We start from the raw sequence: 18,735 nt of genomic DNA on the forward strand, positions 1-18,735 counted from the left end.
TCAGACCTCGTCAGTACGTGAAGGTGGCGCGTCGGCCGCACCCGGGGTGACTGAAGTCTCGTCGGCCGGGGGCGTCGCGCGACGCCCGTCGAGACCGATGCCCTGAATGGTCAAGATCAAGAACAACACCATGGCAGCCGTGATGGCCGTGTCGGCGAGGTTGAAGATGGCCGGCAACAACGGAATCTTGATGAAGTCGACCACGTGCCCCACGCCGAAACCCGGGTCGCGAAAGAGTCTGTCGGTCAGGTTGCCGAGCACCCCGCCGAGCAGCAGCCCGAACACCACGGCCCAGGCGAGCGACCGGATGCGCCGGGCGAACCAGATGATGAACACGAGCACAGCGACCGCGAGCACCGAGAAGATCCAGGTGTACGCGCTACCGATGGAGAAGGCCGCGCCCGAATTGGTGACGTAGAAGAACTGCAGCACGGTGCCGAGCACCGGCACGAACTCATTCAGCGGCAGATGAGCGACGACGAGATACTTCGCGATCTGGTCGATGGCATACACAGCGACCGCGACAACAGCAAGAACGATCAGTGCGCGAGCACTGACCGTTCGTGATGGTGCTGCCGAAGTCGGGGCTCCCGAGTCACCTTGTTCAGGCGGCTCGGCAGCCACAGCTTCGTTGTCTGTCAAATTGAGAGGCTCGACGACTGAGCGGCCCCTTCAGCAGCTTCGCCGCTCGAGTCGAGGTCTGCCAGCTGGCCCTCGATGTAGCCACGCAGCTTCTGGCGGTACTCCTTCTCGAACGAGCGCAGCTCGTCGATGCGGTGCTCGATGCCGGCCTTCTCCTGGTTGAGTTTGGCGAGCTCGGTGCGCTGCTTGGTCTCAGCCTCGGCAACAAGACGCGCGGCCGTGGCCTGGCCCTCTTCGATAAGTTCGGCGCGCTTGTCGGCACCCTCTTTGACGTGCTCGTCGTGCAACTTGCGTGCCAACTGCAACAGGCTCGTGGTGCTCGCGGCGTCTTCGCCGTAAGCCGCGTCACCCGCGACAGCGGCAGCAGCGACTGGTGCAGCGGCGACGGGCTCAGGCTCGGCCTCGGCGGCCGGTGCCTCTTCGACGACCTCGACGACTGCGGTTTCGTCAGCAACGGGAGCGGACGCCTCGGCTGCTTCATCGCTAGCCGGAGCCGCTGCGGCAGGCACAATACCCGCGCGAAGCTCTTCGTTCTCAGAAATCAGACGGCGAAGCTCGACAACGACCTCGTCGAGAAAATCGTCGACCTCGTCTTGGTCGTAACCAGCGCGGAATTGAGTCTGCGAGAAGCGCTTGTTAACCACTTCTTCTGGAGTTAACGGCATGTTCTTCCACCTTTATAACTAGTGACTGTTGAGGGAACGTGTTGGGCGTTTCTTGGAACTACGATACATGCGTCACGCAATGTCGCACGCTCGTGGGAGCGATAATCACGCAATGATACGAACGTAGCTCGTCACCGAGAGCAGAATAATCACTACGAGCATCACGATGCTCCAGCCGAAATCGAAGGCAACCGGCCCGATGCGCAGCGGCGGAATCACCCGCCTGAAGAACTTGATGGGCGGGTCGGTGACCGTATACGTCACCTCGGCGAGCACGAGAACCGCGCCCTGGGGGCGCCAGCCGCGCTGAAAACTGCGCACCAGGTCAAGCAGAAACCGGCCCCACATGACAAAAAAGTACAGCAGAAGCGCGAAATAGACGACTGTTGCTAAGACGGCGACGAGGGAACCCACTCGTCAATTATGACTGGACGAAGAACGATGCCTCTGCACGAGTGTCGGTTGCAGCCTCACCCGAGACCGAAACGTGAGCAGGTGAGAGCAAGAAGACCTTGCTCGTGACGCGTTCGATCTTGCCGTAGAGGCCCTGCGAGAGGCCGCCGGCGAAGTCAATGAGGCGGCGCGCATCGGCATCCGTCATCTGCGAGAGGTTGATGATCACCGGAATGCCTTCGCGAAAGCTCTCAGCGATGATCTGAGCATCTTTGTACTGCTTGGGGTGAACGGTGAGAATTTCATTCATTTCGAGCGGCGCCGCATTCTTTTGAGGGGTGGTTCGGCGAAGGGGGGTCACGGGGGCACGGTTGCCGTGCGACTGCGCACTGGGCGCCGAGGCGACGGGCGCAACGGGGCTCTGTGCCTGCTGGTTCGCGACGTGAGCCACCGGCTGCTGCGCGGGGGCGTCTTCGTACTCGAGCTCTTCGTCTGCGAGCCCGAGGTAGACCATCGTCTTGCGTAATGGATTGGCCATGGGAATCCTCCGGTTTGTCATGCGGTTGCCTGGTTAGAGATTAACGTTGCAACGGTCTGTTTCCCGTGATTGCTGAGCCGATTCGTAGGTGTGTCGCCCCTTCGGCTATCGCTTCGGCGAAGTCGTTCGACATGCCGGCCGAGATGGCGGATGCCCGGGGGGCGCTCTGCCGAACATCCATCGACACCTGGCGCAACTGCTCGAAAGCTCTCTGCGGCTCGCCGTCGTTCGGGGCTACTCCCATCACGCCGAGCAGCCGCAGGCCCGGAAGCGACTCGATGTGGGCGGCGAGGGCTTGGGCGTCTGTTGGTGCCACTCCGCCGCGCGCAGGGTCTTCGGTGAGGTTCACCTGAACGAAGCAGTCGATCACGGTGCCGGCCTCGACGCGCTCTGACGTGTTGATGAGGTCGGCGAGCTGAGCACGGTCGATCGAGTGGATGACCGAGGCATACGCCGCGACCTGGCGCGCCTTTTTGCTCTGCAGCTGGCCGATGAAGTGCCACGTCGGGTCGAGGTCGGCCAGGGCATCCGCTTTCTCGCGGGCTTCTTGGTGCCTGCTCTCGCCGAAATCGCGGATGCCGAGGGCGGCCAGCTCGCGCAGCAGGGCGGCGTCGTGAAACTTGGTGACGACGATGAGCGTGAGTTCGTCTACGCTGCGCCCGGCCGCGTGTGCGGCGTCTGAGATGCGTTCACGAACGAGGGCGAGTCGACCGGCTAGGTCACGCTCGCCCTCGTGCGGCAGACTGAGGCTCACATGTGCCGCTTTACTTCAGAAAGTCGGGCACGTCGAGGTCGGAGTCGTCGTCGTCTGACGCCGGGTCGAGCTGAGCGGTGCCGGTGAGCGAGTTGTGCTCTGCGGGCTGCGACCAGAGCGACTGTGCGGGCTCTTCGGCACGGTCGCGGCGCAGCGGGGCTGCTGCCGACGTGCTTGCCGAGCCTGCCGTGCCGGCGAAGAGGTCGCTCGCGTCGTTCGGAATGCTGCCGAACGCGCGCTTGGCCTCAGCGGCCGAGCTCGCATCGCCGCTGTCGAAGCCGGCCGCGATGACGGTGACCCGAACTTCGTCGCCCAAGGTGTCGTCGATGACGGCACCGAAGATGATGTTGGCTTCAGGATGCACGGCGTCTTGCACGAGCTTGGCCGCGTCGTTGATCTCGAAGATGCCGAGATTCGATCCGCCCTGAATGCTGAGCAGAACCCCGTGCGCGCCTTCGATGCTCGCCTCGAGCAGTGGCGACGCGACAGCGAGCTCGGCGGCCTTGATGGCGCGGTCGGCTCCCCTCGCCGATCCGATGCCCATGAGGGCAGAACCGGCACCCTGCATGACGCTCTTCACGTCGGCGAAGTCGAGGTTGATCAGGCCGGGGGTGGTGATGAGGTCGGTGATGCCCTGAACACCGGCGAGCAGCACCTGGTCGGCGGTGGAGAACGCCTCGAGCATGCTGATGCCGCGGTCGCTGATCTCGAGCAGGCGGTCGTTCGGCACCACGATGAGGGTGTCGACCTCGTTCTTGAGAATTGCGACGCCGTCTTCGGCCTGTGACATGCGGCGCTTACCCTCGAAGCCGAACGGCTTCGTGACGACACCGATGGTCAGGGCACCGATCGACTTGGCGATGCGGGCGACCACGGGGGCGCCGCCGGTTCCGGTGCCGCCACCCTCGCCTGCGGTGACGAAGACCATGTCGGCCCCCGCGAGGGCCTCTTCGATCTCTTCGGCGTGGTCTTCGGCGGCGCGGCGACCCACCTCAGGGTCGGCTCCGGCGCCGAGGCCGCGGGTGAGCTCACGGCCGACGTCGAGCTTGACGTCGGCGTCGCTCATCAGCAGCGCCTGGGCGTCTGTGTTGATGGCAATGAACTCGACGCCGCGAAGGCCGAGTTCGATCATCCGGTTGACGGCGTTCACGCCACCGCCACCGATGCCGACCACCTTGATCACTGCGAGGTAGTTCTGGTTTGATGTCACGTCCGGCCTCCGGTAGCCCTCAATCTCCCACGAGGTCTAAACCTCAAGTTGAGAGTTAATGTTATGCTGAGTATGTATTTCTTACGACGAACCTACGGTCGATAGTGCGCGCTCCTGTGCTGCGCCCACCGCGTGTCGCGTTATGCGCCTGACATTCGCGCCCATTCCCCTCGCTCGCCGTCGCATCTGCTTCCCTTCTGTCGCCCGGGTTGCACAAAAGCACCTTCGGGGCGCAGCCCAGGTGCCTTTGCGCAACGACGAGCGCTTGTGCCGCGTGGCGGGTGGCGACGGGTGCCCGGGCCGCGTTCGACGTGCGAGGCGGTTAGGAGACGACGGGGTTGTCGGGGCTCGAGACGTCGTAGGTGAGGTGGTCGTCGGGGCTTTGGGTGCCGATGAGCTTGTCGAGCACGATGGCCTTGAGGGCGGAGTTATCGACGCTGCCCCAGACGACCTTCTGGCCGGCGCCGGTGAGAACGAGGGTGACGGAGTCGGGGGTGGCTGCGCTGACGGAGTCGACCTTCGCCAAGAGCTCGGCTGGTAGGGCGCGCAATACCGCCGTCGCGCCGAGAAAACCCGGGCTCCCGACGGGCGCCGCGGAGGTGTCGATGGTGGGGTATCCGGCGGGGCGCTGGTCTGAGTGCGAGACCACAACGCCCGCCGGGTCGACCAGGTCGAACCCGGTGCCGCTGGCGACCGCTCCGACGGGTTGGCGCTCGACAATACGAATGACCAGGGTGTTGGGCAATTGCGATTCGGTCGAGTAGCTCTGAATGAGGGTGAACGTGCTGAGGTCGCCCTTGATGGCACCGTAGTCGACCAGTGCGAGCGGTTTGCCGAGCTGCCCGGCCAGCGCCGATTGAACCTGGGTCGCGTCGATGCGCGAGGTGCCTTCGACGTCGACGGTTCGCACCGCGAACAGCGGCGAATATGCGGTGAACACCACCACGAGAACGAGCCCCACGAGTACGGCCGCCGAGATGATCCAGGTCAGCCGACGCCGGCGGCTCCGCTCGGTGAATCGCCGGGCCTCCGACCGCTCATAACGACGCCGCTTGCGCTCGGCCACCCGCACGTTCTTGCGGGCAAGTGCTTCGTCGCTGCGCCCCCGGCTCGGTGACGGTGTGGATGCCCGGCTCGCCGCCTGCGTGGATGCCCGATTCTCCGCCGACGGGGAGGCAGCGTCGCGAGACTTCGAGGTGGCGGCGGCCGACTTGGTGTCGCGCGACTTCGAGCTCGAGTCAGGTGCCGGAGCAGACGGGGCCGCAGGCCGAATCGGGCGAACCGACTTCGGGGGCGCGGGTGGGGCAGGAGGCGCCTGCTGTTCGGGTGGTGGCGGCGGAAAGCCGTTGGGGCGCTTCAACGGCGCCTCGCTTTATTCACCGCTGACCGAATCTGCGGCGGCGGCGACAGCCGGCGTGGCGGCCAGCGACGCAAGCAGCTGCGGAACGATGAGGTTCACGTCGCCGCAGCCGAGGGTGATGACGAAGTCGCCGGGCTCTGCAATGGAGGCAGTGAAGTCGGCAGCCGCCTGCCAGTTGTCGATGTACGCGACCTTCGACGGGTCGGCGAAGCGCTCTGACACGAGTGCTCCCGTGACTCCGGGCACCGGGTCTTCGCGGGCGCCGCACACGTCGAGCACCACGGTGAAGTCAGCCGTACGCTCCAGAGTTTCGGCGAAGTCGCCGGCGAGCAACTGCGTGCGGCTGTACAGGTGCGGCTGATGAACCGCGATGATGCGCCCGGTACCGACGACGGTGCGCGCGGCGGTGAGTGCGGCATCCACCTCTGTCGGGTGGTGGGCGTAGTCGTCGTACACACTCACGCCTCGAACAGTGTCGTGCAACTCGAATCGGCGGCCTGTGCCGTCGAAGGCGCCGAGTGCGGCAACACTTGCAGCGGGGTCGAACCCAGTACCCACGAGCACCGCGAAGGCGCCAGCCGCATTGAGGGCGTTGTGGATGCCCGGAATACGCAACTGCCCCGCATAACTCTGCCCGAGGTACTCGAGCACGAACGACACCGGGCCTTCGGCCACGATCGAGTGCACCCGCACATCCGCATCGGCGGCCTCGCCGAACGTCAGCACGCGCGAGGCAGCCAGCCGTGAGCCCACCCGCACCGCACCCGCATCGTCTGAGGAGATGACCACGAGCTCCGACGCCTCGTCGGCGAACGTCACGAAGGCGTCTTCGACGGCCTCTTTCGAGCCGTAGTGGTCGAGATGGTCGGGGTCGACGTTCGTGATCAGCGCCACGGCGGTGTCGTAGAGCAAGAACGATCCGTCAGACTCGTCGGCCTCGAGCACGAACAGCTCGCCGTCGCCCCACGCCGAGCTGGTGCCGAGCGCCGAAATGACGCCGCCGTTCACGAAGCTCGGGTCTGCACCGAGCTCGATCAGCGCGTTCACGATCATGCCGGTCGACGTGGTTTTGCCGTGCGCTCCGGCCACCGAGACGAGGCGCCGGCGGTTCACGAGCCAGGCGAGCGCCTGCGACCGGTGCAGAACGGGCAGGCCCCGCTGCTGGGCGAGCACGAGTTCGGGGTTGTCGGGCCAGAGCGCGCTCGTCACCACGAGGGTGTCGGCGTCGCCGAGGTTCGCGGCGTTGTGACCCACGTAGACGGTCGCGCCCAGGTCACGCAGCTTCTGCGCGGTCTTCGAGTCGGTTCGGTCGGAGCCCGTGACCGTGACCCCGGCCTTCAGAAACAGGCGCGCAATGCCGCTCATGCCGGCCCCGCCGATGCCCACGAAGTGCACCGCGCCCAGTTCGGCCGGAATCTCGAGAGTGAGGTCGGGTTTGATCATGACGCGCTTTCTTTCGCTCCGGATGCTCGGCGAACCAAACGCCGCACCAGCACCTCTAACGTTACGCGCCCGCGCGCACCTCGCTCCCCCGGCGCGGCGAGCAGCGACCATGCGGCGGCAGCATCGCGCCGCGGCCTGGTGGCATTCAGGTCGCCGATCGATGCGGCGTACGCCAACGCGACTCGCTTCTCAGGGCGCGCCAGCAAAAATTTGCCGGAATGCCCCACCGAGGCGGTGCCTCCGGCACATCTCGCAGTAGCCATCAACTGAGCGCCTCTGTGATGAGGTCGACGGTTCGCGCCGAACCGTTGCGTACGCCCGCCGAGGCGGCGGCAGCGGCCATCCGCTCGACCAGAGACCGGTCTGAAAGCAGCGGCACGAGCGACGAAGCAACCCACTCGGGAGTGAACTCGGCGTCGGCGACCAGCACGGCGCCACCCGCCGCGACGATGTCACGCGCGTTGAACCGCTGCTCACCGTTGCCCACGGCGTAGGGCACGAGAACCGCGGGTACACCGAGCGCCGCGAGCTCAGAAACAGTCGCCGCGCCCGCCCGTGAAACCGCGAAGTCGGCCACGGCCAGCGCGAGCTCCATACGGTCGCAGTAGCGCACCATGCGGTACCCCGCAATTTCGGGGTCGACCAACGTCGATCGATCGCCCACGATGTGCAGCACCTGGTACCCGGCCGCGAGGATGCCCGCCACCGACGAGAACACGGTCGTGTTGACCTTCTCGGCGCCGAGCGACCCGCCCGTCACCAGCAGCGTCGGCCGACCCGGTTCGAGGTCGAAGAACTCGTAGGCCTCAGCACGAGCGGCCGCAACGTCGAGCTGCTCGATCTCGCGGCGCAACGGCATGCCCGCGAAATACGCATGCGGCAGAGATGTGCCGCGAAAAGCCACCGCAACGAACGGGGTGAAGCGCGCTCCCAGGCGATTCGCCAGGCCCGGCTTGGCGTTCGCCTCATGGATGACCAGCGGCACCTTCGCCCGCCGAGCCGCCAGATACGCCGGTGCTGCCGCGTACCCGCCGAACCCGACAACCACGTCGACGTGTCGCTCGACGATGAGTTTCTTGAGGTCGGAGATCACCTTCGACAGCCGAGGCCCGAAACTCACCGCCGCACGATTCGGCCGCCGCGGAAACGGCAGCTTCGGAATGGTGACGAGCTCGTACCCGCGCGCAGGCACGAGCCGCGCTTCGAGCCCGGCGGCGGTGCCCACGACGATGATCTCGGCCTCCGGGTCACGGCGCCGCAGTTCATCGGCGGTCGCGAGCAGCGGATTGACATGGCCCGCGGTTCCGCCGCCGGCCAGCAGGTACGTCGTCACCGGCCGGTGTTTCTCGCGCGAGTGGGTGCCGGCTGGCGCGGGGTGGCCACCTGGCGCGGGGTGGCCACCTGGCGCGGCGCGGCGGCCGTGGCGGGCTGACGCGGCGCCCGACGCACGGGCTGTTGCCGGGCATCCTGAACCTCGGGGGCAGGCGTGTTCGCCTGCGCGCGCGCGATCGATAGCACCACGCCGATGCCGATGAGCGTGGTGATGAGCGCCGAGCCTCCCGACGAGATGAGTGGCAACGGTACGCCGAGCACCGGAATCACCCCCAGCACCACGGCGATGTTGACGAAAGCCTGGCTGAGAATCCAGACCATCACCGAACCGGCGACGACCTTCGAGAAGACGTCGTGGCTGGCGCGAACGATGCGCAAGAACGCGATGGCGAGTGCGACGAACAAGCCGATCACCACGAGCGCGCCGATCAGACCGAGCTCTTCGCCGATGATGGCGAAGATGAAGTCGTTGTCAGCAGCCGGCAACCACGACCATTTGGCTTTCGAGTTGCCGAGCCCTACGCCGAAGATGCCACCGGCCGCGAGAGCGAACATGCCGTGCTGGGTCTGCCAGCACTCCCCCGACGTGTCGGTGCACTGTGAGCCCAAGAAGGTGCCGATGCGCTCGGTTCGGCTGGCGCTCGAGAACGCGATGACCACGATGGCGGATGCGCCGACGATCAGCGGCAGCAGAATCATGCGCAACCGTACCCCGGCGAAGAACAGTGCACCGAAGATGAGCCCGGCCATGATCATGACCGTTCCGAGGTCGCCGCCGAGCATGACGAGCAGCACGGCACCGCCGGCCACCGGCACGATGGGAATGGCGAGGTGCCCCCAGAGGTGCAGATAACGCTGCTTCTTCGCCAGAATGACGCCGAGCCAGATGACGAGCCCGACCTTGATGAGCTCAGAGGGCTGCATGTTGAAGCCGCCCACGCCGATCCAGTTCAGGTTGCCGCCGACCTCGATGCCGAGCGGTGTGTAGAGCACCAGCAGCTGCAGAATGACACCGGCCGCGAGGGCGAGCCAGCCCCACCGCTTCCAGAAGCTGATCGGCAGGCGTGAGATGACGAGCATCAACGGAATACCGATGAGCGCGAAGAGCCCCTGGCGCCAGAAGATGCCGAAGAACCCCTGACGCGCGGTGTACGAGTCGACCGACGACGACGAGAGCACCATGACGAGACCGAAGACCACCAAGAACAGGGTGGTGCCGAGCAGCAGGTAGTAGTTGCTCGACTCCGACTCGAAGGCGCGGCCCACCGAAATTCGGGCGGTGCGCACGCCTGAGGCGATCGGTGCGGCAGAGGTATTATTCGGGCGGCTGGGGCGCATCGTGTTGGTCAGCTGCCCCACCTCCAAGGTAATCGCGAACGGCTTCGGCGAATTTCGTGCCACGGTCGGCATAGTCGATGAACTGATCCATCGACGCTGCGGCCGGAGCCAGCAGCACCACGTCGCCAGGTTCGGCTACGGCTGCCGCCAACCGAACGACAGCTGACATGACCTCTTCAGTCTCGGTGTCGACGGCCTCGAACACGGGCACCCCGGGCGCGTGTCGCTCGAATGCGTTTCGCAAGTCGCTGCGCGAGGTGCCGATGAGCACGACGGCACGCATTCGGGATGCCCGCGCCTTCACCAACGGCTCAACGTCGACGCCTTTCAGCAGCCCCCCGGCGACCCAGACGACAGACTCGTAGGCACCCAGCGACGCGTCGGCCGCGTGCGCATTCGTCGCCTTCGAGTCGTTCACCCAGCTCACTCCGCCGGCCTCGGCGACGAGCTCGATGCGGTGATGATCGAGCTCGAACCGCGCCAGCGTGCGCCTGACGGCCTCGATGGGCACGCCGAAACTCCGAGCGAGTGCAGAGGCGGCGAGTATGTTCGCCACGATGTGCGGTGCCGCGAGCCCACGCGCCGCCAGATCGGCGACCGTCGTGATCTCGAGCGCCGAAATGCGCCGCTCCTCGGTGAACGCTCGGTCGCACAGAATGCCGTCGACCACACCGAAGTCGCTCGGCCCGGGCACGCCCAACCCGAACCCGATGGCACGAGCACCCTCGATCACCTCGGCGTTCTCGACCATGGTCATCGTGCGCTCGTCTGACCGGTTGTAAACGCAGGCGATCTTTGTGTTGGTGTACACGCGAGCCTTCGCCTCGACGTACGCGTCGAGCGAGCCGTGCCAGTCGAGGTGGTCTTCGGCGATGTTCAGGCACACCGAAGCATACGGAGACATGCTCGACGTGGAATGCAGTTGGTAGCTCGAGAGCTCGACCACCAGCACATCGAAGCCCTGCGGGTCTCGAATCGCGTCGAGAATGGGAATACCGATGTTGCCACACGGTGCCGCCCGAAAGCCTCCGTCGACGAGCATGGTGGCGGTGAGCTGCACCGTTGTGGTCTTGCCGTTGGTACCGGTGACGGCGATCCATTCGGCGGGTGCGCCCACCTTGTCGCGCAGGCGCCACGCCAGTTCGACGTCGCCCCAAATGGGTATCGACTGCTCGGCTGCCCAGACGAGCACCGGATGGTCGGGGTGAAACCCCGGCGAGACCACGAGCACCTCAGGGTCGAGCGACACGAGCTCGGGCGGCGGAGCATCCAGAACCGCATCGAGCACCAGCCCGGCGCCGATCACCTCGACCAGGCGCACTTGCGAGTCGTCGGCGTTCTGTGCCACGACGAGCACCGAAGCACCCAGTTCGACGAGCGTGTCGGCTACCGAGAAGCCGGTCTTGCCGAGCCCGAGCACGCCCACCCGCAGCCCCGACCAGTCGGAGTGCCAGCTGGTGAGTGACGAAAGCCTGTCGTCAGTCACGTCTGCAGAATCCATTCGAGGTAGAACGCCCCGACTCCCGCGGCCACGCAGAGACCCGCGATGATCCAGAACCGCACCACGATGGTGACTTCGGCCCAGCCCTTCACCTCGAAATGGTGGTGCAGTGGGCTGGCCCGCCAAATACGTTTACCGCCGGTGATTCTGAAGTAGGTGAGCTGCACTACAACCTGGCCCGCCACGATCACGAAGATGCCGCCGATCAGAATGAGCAGCAGCTCGGTGCGGCTCTCGATGGCCAGTGCGGCGAGAGCCCCGCCGATGGCTAGCGAGCCGGTGTCGCCGAGAAAGATCTTGGCGGGGTTCGTGTTCCACCACAAGAAGCCGATCAGCGCGCCGGCGATTGCTGCAGCGATGATGGCCAGATCGAGCGGCTGAGAAACGTTATAACACTTGAACGCCACGTCGGGGTCGAGAGTGGGGTTCTGGCACGACTGGTTCGACTGCCAGAACCCGATGATGACGTACGAGCCGATGGCGAGAATCGCCGAGCCGGGAGCGAGGCCGTCAAGGCCGTCGGTGAGGTTCACCGCGTTCGAGGTGGCCATCACAATCAGAATGATCCAGATCAGAAAGGCGATGAACCCGGCGATCAGCACCCAGCCGACACCACCGAGAAAGTCGAAGTTCAGGTCGCGAACGACCGAAATGTGAGTCGAAACGGGAGTCAGCCCGGCCTTGTTCGGAAACTGCAAGGCGAGCAGCGCGAACACGCCGCCGAACAGAATCTGCCCGGCGAGTTTCGCTTTCGGCCCGAGCCCGAGGTTGCGTTTCTTCTGCGTCTTGATGAAGTCGTCGACGAACCCCACCAACCCGAGCCCCACCATCAGAAACAGCACCAGCAGCACCGAGACCGAGGGCGGATTCTGAGTGATCAGTAGCGCAACGAAGTAGCCGAACAGCACCGCCAGAATGATGACGATTCCGCCCATAGTGGGCGTACCGCGTTTCACTTGGTGGGTCGACAGCCCATCGATGTTGATGTACTGACCCCAGGCCAGTCGTTTGAACAAACGAATGAAAACCGGCGTCATGAACAGGCTGAAGATCATCGACAGCCCGCCTGCGGTTATCAGTGTGATCATGCGAACCGCTCCCCCAGCCTGTCGCCCAGAAAGCGCAAGCCCGCCGAGTTCGACGACTTCACCAACACGACATCGCCCGAGCGCAACTCGCCTTCGAGCACAGCATAGGCCTCGTCGGCGGTGTCGAAGAAAGCCGACTCGCCATCCCACGAGCCTTCGTGGGTCGCGGCCAGGTGCAGCGCACGCGCACCCTCGCCGACCACGAAGATGCGCTCGATGCCGAGCCGCACAATGGTGCGCCCGATGCGGTCATGCTCTTCGAGCGAGAATTCACCCAGCTCGCTCATCTCGCCGAGCACGGCGACGCGCCGGATGCCCTCGCCCGAGATCTGCGCCAGAGTCTTCAACCCGGCGAGCATCGAATCGGGGCTCGCGTTGTAAGCGTCATTGATGATGGTGATGCCCTGCGTGCCGGGCAGCACCTCCATGCGCCAGTGCTCGGCGCGAGTCACCGACTCCAGCGCCTCGACGATGTCGTCGAGAGGTACTTCGAGGGTGTGCGCAACCGCGGCTGCCGCGAGGGCGTTCATCACGTGGTGCTCGCCGAGCACGCCGAAGTTCACCTGACGTGATTGCCCCGTCGGCAGGCTCAGAGTGAAGGTCGTGCCGGTTGGCGTGCTCTGCAGAGCGGATGCTCGAACATCTGCCCGGGCATCCAACCCGAACCACAGCACACTCGCCCGGGTCTTCTCGGCCATGCCGGCCACCCGGTAGTCGTCGATGTTCAGCACGGCCACATCGGTGGGCAGCAGATCGGTGACCATCTCGGTCTTCGTCTGCAGAGTCTTCTCGATGCCGCCGAATTCACCGGCGTGCGCGAGCCCGACCATCAGCACCACACCCACGTCGGGCCGCGCCATGCGCACGAGGCGCGTAATTTCGCCGGGCTTCGAGGCGCCCATCTCGGCGACGAGGTACTTCGTGTCGGCCTCGAGCTTCAGCATGGTGAGCGGGGCGCCCACTTCGTTGTTGAACGAGTCGCGCGGCGCGATGGTGGGGCCGCGACGCTCGAGAATCGTGCGAACGAGGTTCTTCGTGGTGGTTTTGCCGTTCGAACCGGTGATGCCCACGACCTTCAGCAGGCCGAGTTCACGGATGCGGCGCACGACCTCGGTGGCCAGGTCGCCGAGCGCCTGCACCGAGTCGGCGACCACGATCTGCGGCACAGTGAGATCGTCGAGAACACGCTCGACGATCACGAGTTCGGCACCGCTCTCGATAGCCGCCGGAACGTAGAGGTGCCCATCGCTGAACTCGCCCGGCTTCGCCACGAAGATGCCGCCCGGCACGATTTCGCGCGAATCGGTGTCGACGGCTCCGCCGACGATGGTCGACTCCGAAACGCCGAGTTCTACGGCGTGGTCGCCGAGCACCAGCGTTCCGCCGATGATGCGGGCGATGTCGTCGAGAGTGAGATCAAGCATATTTCTAGAGCCATCCGAATTCGTGCAGCGCGAGTCGCGCGTCGTCTCTGGCCGAATAGGGAAGGTGTTCCCCGCCGACCTCGTGGTAGTCCTCGTGCCCCGGCCCCGCGTACAGAATCACGTCGTCGGCCGTCGCGAGGCTGAGCGCCTTGCGGAACGCCTCGCGCGGGTCGGCGACCTCGTAGATTTCTCGCCCGGGCACCGCGGCCCGTGCCGCGCCCACCAGCACGGCCCGAATGGCAGCCGGGTCTTCGGTGCGCGGGTGAAAGTCGGTGATCACCACGACGTCGGCGAGGCGAGCGGCGATCTGACCCATTTCTTCGCGTTTGCTCGGGTCGCGGTCGCCATCAGCGCCGAAGAGCATGATGATGCGGCCATCCACGACGCGTCTGAGCGAATCGAGGGTGCTCGTGAAGGCGTCGGGGCTGTGGCCGTAGTCGATGAGCACGGCGGGCCCGCTGTTCTCGATGCGCTCGGCACGCCCAGGAATGTAGACCTGAATTCCGCCGTCGCGGTCGAGCACGGTCTTGATTTCGGCGAGCGGGATGCCCGATTCGACCAGCATCACTACGGCGAGGGCGGCGTTCTCGGCCATGTGCCGCCCGAGAACGGGAATCGACGTGGTGACCGATTGGTTGTCGGGCCCGTTGAGAATGAACCGGGTCTCGTCGATGGTCTCGCGGAGGATCGCGGCATACCAGTCCGCGGCCTGGCCGGGGTAGGTCGACAGCGTCACGACCGGAATCGTTGCCGCACGTGCCAGCTTCTTGCCCCACTCGGCGTCGGTGATGACCACCCCACGCTTGGCGCGCTCGGGCGTGAAGAGCGGCTGCTTCGCCTCGAAGTAGGCCTGCATCGTGTGATAGTCGTCGAGGTGATCGTGCGTCAAGTTGGTGAAGCCCACCACGTCGAAGACGATGCCGTCGACCCGATGCCGGGTGAGCGCCTGCGCCGAAACCTCGATGATGACGGCCTCTGCCTCGGCCTCGTTCATGCGCGCGAGCATGCCGTGCACCTCGGTGGCCTCGGGCGTGGTCAGCGCGCTGACCATGGCCAGGTCGCCGATGCGGCGCTCGGCCGTGGTGCTGAGGCCGGCGAGCACACCGAGCTGACGCAGAATCGCCTCGAGAATGTACGAAACGCTGGTTTTGCCGTTGGTTCCGGTGACGCCGAAGAGGGTGGGCGGGTTCACTGCGGTGCCGTAGACCCAGGCAGAGAGGGCGCCGAGGGATGCCCGGGGGTCAGCCGTGACGAGCACGGGCAACCCCGTGGGGGCCGCAAGGGCAGCACCCCGGGCATCCGTCACGATGGCGACAGCACCCTTGGCCTTGGCATCGGCAGCGAACTGGGCGCCGTGGGCGTGCACACCGGCCAGCCCCACGTAGAGATCGCCCGGCTGCACCGACTTCGACGAGAGTGTGATGCCGGTGAGTAGCAGCCCGTCGAGTTCGGCGAGTTCACCCGTGACGGCCAGATCGAACCGAGATACCAGGTCGGTGACAAGACGAGCGGGAGGGTGCGAAGGCCGAAGAGTGTTCAGTTGACCTGTGCTCGTCACCTGGCTCCTTGGCTCGTCGTTTTCGCGAATGCGTAGCGGTTCAATAACTCGTGGGGTAGTTCACCGGCGGGGTGGTCGACGGCAGTACCCGGTACTTCTGCAACACCTGCGACATGATCTTCTGAAAGACCGGTGCCGCCGCTGAGCCGTCTTCAATGGTAACGGGCTTCATGAGGTTGACCGAAACGACGTACTGCGGAGCTTCGGCCGGAGCGACGCCGGCGACCGACGTGAGGTAGCCTCCGCCGTAGGCTCCCTGGCCGTCGCTGACCTCTGCGGTGCCCGTCTTTGCAGCGATGTTGTAGCCCGGAATCTTGAGCAGGCTGGCCGCGTATCCGCCCTGAACCACGCTCTCCATCATGTTCACGGTTTCTTGCGCGGCGGTCGATGAAACGACCTGCTCGCCCTGGCTCGAGGGCACCTCGGTCATGGTACCGTCGGCCGCTTTGCAGCCGGAGACGAGCTGAACGGGCATCCGTACGCCCCCGTTGCCGAGGGTCTGGTAGATGCTGGCGATCTGAGCCGCGGTGGTGGTGACACCCTGGCCGAACGAGCTGTTGTAGAGCGTCTGCTCGTCCCACGCGTTCGGGTCGCCGAGAATGCCCTCAGACTCACCGGGAAAGTCGACCTCGGTCTTCTCGCCGAGGTGGAACTTCTTCATGTAGTCGTAGCGCTGCTGCGGGGTGAGCATGGCCGAGAGAATGGAGATACCCACGTTCGACGACTGCTGAATCACGCCGGTGAGCGTCCATGGCTCGGGGTCGTGGCCCTCGGAGTCGGTGATGACCGCTCCGCCGGGGGCGGTGTATTTGTACGGCGTCAGTACTTGACTGGCGGGGGTCGCCTTGCCCGAATCGATGAGCGCGGCGGCGGACTCAGACTTGAACGTCGAGCCGGGCTCGAACGGGTCGCTGAACGCCGTAGCACCCCAGTAGTGCGGATCGGTGGCATCGAGGTTGTTCGGGTCTGCTGTGGGGTACTGCGCCACCGCGAGCAGCTTGCCCGTCTTCACTTCTTCGACCACCACGCTGCCCCACTGGGCGCCGGTTGAGGTGACCTGCTGCGCGAGAATCTGCTGCGAGTAGTACTGCAGGTCGCTGTCGATGGTGGTCTGCACGGTGCCGCCGTTGACCGGTTGCTTGTCGACGACGAGGGTGTTCGGAATCGCGACGCCGTCGGCGCCCTTCTCGTAGGTCTGTTCGCCGTCAGAGCCGGCCAAGCACTGGTTCTCTTTTTCTTCGAGACCGCCGGTGCCCGTGACGTTGCCGTTGGCATCGGTGCCCATGTAGCCCACCAGGTTGCCCGCGACGCTGCCGTTCGGGTACACCCGCTGCGGGTCGGTCTCGTAGTAGAGCCACGGTATCTGCAGCGCCTTGATGGCGTTGTACTGGTCGAGGTTGACGTCTTTGATGATCATGGCGTACGAGCTGGTCTTGTCAGCGGTGAGCAGCCCATAAACCGCGTCGGGCGTCTGCCCGGTGATCGCGGCGATCTCGGCTGCGGCCTGCACGGGGGTCACATCGGCCTCACTCGCGCCGGTGGTGGGGTCGAGTGGAGTGAAATCTGCCACATCTTTCGGCGACGCCGTGATGTTGTACCTGATCACCGTGGTGGCGAGCACCGTTCCGTTGGCGTCGACGATGTCGCCGCGCGACCCGTAGATCGATTGCGGCACCGAAAGCGTCTGATAGGCCTGCTGATTCAGCGAATCAGCCTGCACCACCTGAATGTCGACCAGCCGAACCACCAGCACCGCGACAATGGCTGTGATCACCACAATGGCTACCGCGATTCGGTTTCGTGTGGATCGGGCTGAAGTCACGAATGCGGTTCCCTTGTGTTGCGGTGTTCGGTGTCAGTGCGTGGTCGGCGACGGGAGGTCGCCCTGCCACGCTACTGTCGGGTCGGCCGGAGCGGCCGGAGGCGCGCTCGGCGTGGTGGCTGCTGCCGGCGCCGCTGCTGCAGCGGCGGGTGCGGCAGCCGCAGCAGTGAGCGCGTTGGGCACCAACGACGACTGGCCGCCGGTGAACGTTCCGGCGCCGGCTGCGGCTGGCTTCGGAGTGCCGAGCACCGCGCCGTCAGAGAGCCGCAGGTACACCGGGTTGGAGTTGCTCACCATGCCGAGCGACTCCGCGCTGGCGGCGAGGTTCTGCGGCGACGAGAGGTTGTCGAGCTTCTCTTGCAGCGAGGCATTGCTGCGGTCGACGTCTTTCTGCTGCGACTGCAGAGATTCGATTTGGTAAGCACCATTCGAGAGCCCCACGCTCAGCAGCAACTGGGTCACCACAATGGCCATCACACCCACGATCACCACGGCCGCGTAGGCCAGCTTGGGCTTGCGGCGACGCAGCACCAGGTTCGAGGCCAGCGTGAGGCGCGACCGGATGCCCGGGCCGAACCCGGTGGCCGGAAAATCGTCGAACGGGTCGGTCTCGAACGGGTCGGCACCCAGGGGTTCGGTGCTCCGAGGCGCGGCGCCGCGACTCGGAGCGTACGTTGACGAAGCGGCGGCGCTCATGCTGCCCTCACTCGTTCGGCCGCACGCAAGCGCACGGGAGTCGATCGTGGATTGGAAGCCTTCTCGTCATCGCTGGCGAGTTCGGCGCCGCGAACCACGAGGCGAAGCTTCGCCTGGTGTTCGGGTAGCTCCACCGGCAGCCCGGCGGGAGAAGAAGAGGTGGACGCGGCGGCAAGCGCGCGCTTCACGATGCGGTCTTCAAGCGACTGGTACGAGAGCACCACCATGCGGCCGCCGAGCGCCAACGCTGCGATGGCCGCCGGAATGGCACGTTCGAGTGCCACGAGTTCTTGGTTGACTTCGATGCGCAATGCCTGAAAGACCCGCTTGGCGGGGTGACCCTGGCGTGAAATGGCGGCCGGAGTCGCCTTCTGAATGAGATCGACGAACTGCGCCGAGCTGGTCAGCCGGGTTTCGGCGCGCTCCTGAACGATGCGCTTGGCGTACCGCGAGGCGAGACGCTCTTCGCCGTACTCCCAGAAGATGCGGCGCAGTTCGGCTTCGCTGTAGTCGGCCAGAACGGTTTCGGCGGTCAGCTCTGCCGTGCCGTCCATGCGCATGTCGAGGGGGGCGTCTTTCGAGTAGGCAAAACCACGAGAGGCCTGGTCGAGTTGCATCGACGAGACGCCGAGATCGAAGAGAATGCCCTGGGCTTCTTCGTAGCCGAGGCTCTGCAGGGCATCCTGAATCTCGTCGTAGACGCAGTGCACGAGCTTGGCGCGCTCACCGAACGGAGAAAGGCGCTCACCGGCGAGCTTCAGCGCTTCGGGGTCTCGGTCGAGGCCCACGACGGTGAGGTTCGGAAAGCGGGAGAGAAACGCCTCGGTGTGACCGCCGAGGCCCAGGGTGGCGTCGACGAGCACCGCACCGGGTTCGCCGATGGCCGGCGAGAGCAACTCGACGGTGCGCTCGAGCATGACCGGGGTGTGGATTTTGGTGATGTCCATGAGGTGAAGACTCGCGTCTCGTGG

Annotated in this window: 17 protein-coding genes; all 17 read right to left on the reverse strand. The window is 65.4% G+C overall.

Annotated features, from left to right (window positions below):
• Nucleotides 1-642 (reverse strand): signal peptidase II, encoded by a 642-nt coding sequence (lspA, locus tag IEX24_RS14075; protein WP_229715330.1) that lies wholly within the window; start codon nucleotides 640-642, stop codon nucleotides 1-3.
• Complete coding sequence (locus IEX24_RS19945; RefSeq protein WP_188679250.1) at nucleotides 639-1,307, reverse strand: DivIVA domain-containing protein; 669 nt, start codon at nucleotides 1,305-1,307, stop codon at nucleotides 639-641. The genes lspA and IEX24_RS19945 overlap by 4 nt, the downstream gene beginning before the upstream one ends.
• Before the next feature lie 105 nt (nucleotides 1,308-1,412).
• Nucleotides 1,413-1,721, reverse strand: coding sequence for a YggT family protein (locus IEX24_RS14085; protein WP_268236261.1), 309 nt, complete (start codon nucleotides 1,719-1,721; stop codon nucleotides 1,413-1,415).
• A 7-nt stretch (nucleotides 1,722-1,728) separates the two neighbouring features.
• Nucleotides 1,729-2,238: a cell division protein SepF gene (locus IEX24_RS14090; RefSeq protein ID WP_188679251.1), complete on the reverse strand. Its 510-nt coding sequence runs from the start codon at nucleotides 2,236-2,238 to the stop codon at nucleotides 1,729-1,731.
• Between the two features lie 40 nt (nucleotides 2,239-2,278).
• Nucleotides 2,279-2,992 carry a YggS family pyridoxal phosphate-dependent enzyme gene (locus tag IEX24_RS14095; protein WP_229715332.1) on the reverse strand — a complete coding sequence of 238 codons (714 nt, stop codon included), beginning with the start codon at nucleotides 2,990-2,992 and terminating at the stop codon, nucleotides 2,279-2,281.
• A gap of 10 nt (nucleotides 2,993-3,002) precedes the next feature.
• Nucleotides 3,003-4,202: a cell division protein FtsZ gene (gene ftsZ / locus IEX24_RS14100; RefSeq protein ID WP_188679252.1), complete on the reverse strand. Its 1,200-nt coding sequence runs from the start codon at nucleotides 4,200-4,202 to the stop codon at nucleotides 3,003-3,005.
• Nucleotides 4,203-4,524: 322 nt separating this feature from the next.
• Nucleotides 4,525-5,562 (reverse strand): FtsQ-type POTRA domain-containing protein, encoded by a 1,038-nt coding sequence (locus IEX24_RS14105; protein WP_229715334.1) that lies wholly within the window; start codon nucleotides 5,560-5,562, stop codon nucleotides 4,525-4,527.
• Nucleotides 5,563-5,574: 12 nt separating this feature from the next.
• Nucleotides 5,575-7,005, reverse strand: a complete 1,431-nt coding sequence (gene murC / locus IEX24_RS14110) for a UDP-N-acetylmuramate--L-alanine ligase (protein ID WP_188679254.1) — start codon at nucleotides 7,003-7,005, stop codon at nucleotides 5,575-5,577.
• Nucleotides 7,006-7,267: 262 nt separating this feature from the next.
• Entirely contained in the window at nucleotides 7,268-8,338 is a 1,071-nt protein-coding gene (locus IEX24_RS14115; protein ID WP_188679256.1) for a UDP-N-acetylglucosamine--N-acetylmuramyl-(pentapeptide) pyrophosphoryl-undecaprenol N-acetylglucosamine transferase, read from the reverse strand.
• Entirely contained in the window at nucleotides 8,335-9,675 is a 1,341-nt protein-coding gene (ftsW, locus tag IEX24_RS14120; protein ID WP_188679672.1) for a putative lipid II flippase FtsW, read from the reverse strand. The genes IEX24_RS14115 and ftsW overlap by 4 nt, the downstream gene beginning before the upstream one ends.
• Nucleotides 9,653-11,176 carry a UDP-N-acetylmuramoyl-L-alanine--D-glutamate ligase gene (gene murD, locus IEX24_RS14125; protein WP_188679258.1) on the reverse strand — a complete coding sequence of 508 codons (1,524 nt, stop codon included), beginning with the start codon at nucleotides 11,174-11,176 and terminating at the stop codon, nucleotides 9,653-9,655. The genes ftsW and murD overlap by 23 nt, the downstream gene beginning before the upstream one ends.
• Nucleotides 11,158-12,264: a phospho-N-acetylmuramoyl-pentapeptide-transferase gene (gene mraY / locus IEX24_RS14130; RefSeq protein ID WP_188679260.1), complete on the reverse strand. Its 1,107-nt coding sequence runs from the start codon at nucleotides 12,262-12,264 to the stop codon at nucleotides 11,158-11,160. The genes murD and mraY overlap by 19 nt, the downstream gene beginning before the upstream one ends.
• The gene (locus tag IEX24_RS14135) at nucleotides 12,261-13,688 is read right to left on the reverse strand and encodes a UDP-N-acetylmuramoyl-tripeptide--D-alanyl-D-alanine ligase (RefSeq protein ID WP_188679262.1); all 1,428 of its coding nucleotides are present in this window, start codon (nucleotides 13,686-13,688) and stop codon (nucleotides 12,261-12,263) included. Before IEX24_RS14135 ends, mraY begins: the two co-directional genes overlap by 4 nt.
• Nucleotides 13,689-13,692: 4 nt before the next feature.
• Nucleotides 13,693-15,246, reverse strand: coding sequence for a Mur ligase family protein (locus IEX24_RS14140; protein WP_229715340.1), 1,554 nt, complete (start codon nucleotides 15,244-15,246; stop codon nucleotides 13,693-13,695).
• Between the two features lie 40 nt (nucleotides 15,247-15,286).
• Nucleotides 15,287-17,068 carry a peptidoglycan D,D-transpeptidase FtsI family protein gene (locus IEX24_RS14145; protein WP_229715342.1) on the reverse strand — a complete coding sequence of 594 codons (1,782 nt, stop codon included), beginning with the start codon at nucleotides 17,066-17,068 and terminating at the stop codon, nucleotides 15,287-15,289.
• Nucleotides 17,069-17,101: 33 nt separating this feature from the next.
• The gene (gene ftsL / locus IEX24_RS14150) at nucleotides 17,102-17,764 is read right to left on the reverse strand and encodes a cell division protein FtsL (protein WP_188679264.1); all 663 of its coding nucleotides are present in this window, start codon (nucleotides 17,762-17,764) and stop codon (nucleotides 17,102-17,104) included.
• Nucleotides 17,761-18,711 (reverse strand): 16S rRNA (cytosine(1402)-N(4))-methyltransferase RsmH, encoded by a 951-nt coding sequence (rsmH, locus tag IEX24_RS14155; protein ID WP_188679266.1) that lies wholly within the window; start codon nucleotides 18,709-18,711, stop codon nucleotides 17,761-17,763. The genes ftsL and rsmH overlap by 4 nt, the downstream gene beginning before the upstream one ends.
• Nucleotides 18,712-18,735 lie beyond the last annotated feature (24 nt).

This window comes from Subtercola lobariae (assembly GCF_014640255.1).
Lineage (GTDB): Bacteria > Actinomycetota > Actinomycetes > Actinomycetales > Microbacteriaceae > Subtercola > Subtercola lobariae.

Coding starts and splice junctions, on each gene's coding strand:
- mraY (WP_188679260.1), bottom strand. CDS start 12,264: ATGATCACACTGATAACCGCAGGCGGGCTGTCGATGATCTTCAGCCTG.
- murC (WP_188679254.1), bottom strand. CDS start 7,005: ATGATCAAACCCGACCTCACTCTCGAGATTCCGGCCGAACTGGGCGCG.
- murD (WP_188679258.1), bottom strand. CDS start 11,176: ATGGATTCTGCAGACGTGACTGACGACAGGCTTTCGTCACTCACCAGC.
- ftsL (WP_188679264.1), bottom strand. CDS start 17,764: ATGAGCGCCGCCGCTTCGTCAACGTACGCTCCGAGTCGCGGCGCCGCG.
- IEX24_RS14090 (WP_188679251.1), bottom strand. CDS start 2,238: ATGGCCAATCCATTACGCAAGACGATGGTCTACCTCGGGCTCGCAGAC.
- ftsW (WP_188679672.1), bottom strand. CDS start 9,675: ATGCGCCCCAGCCGCCCGAATAATACCTCTGCCGCACCGATCGCCTCA.
- IEX24_RS19945 (WP_188679250.1), bottom strand. CDS start 1,307: ATGCCGTTAACTCCAGAAGAAGTGGTTAACAAGCGCTTCTCGCAGACT.
- rsmH (WP_188679266.1), bottom strand. CDS start 18,711: ATGGACATCACCAAAATCCACACCCCGGTCATGCTCGAGCGCACCGTC.
- IEX24_RS14135 (WP_188679262.1), bottom strand. CDS start 13,688: ATGCTTGATCTCACTCTCGACGACATCGCCCGCATCATCGGCGGAACG.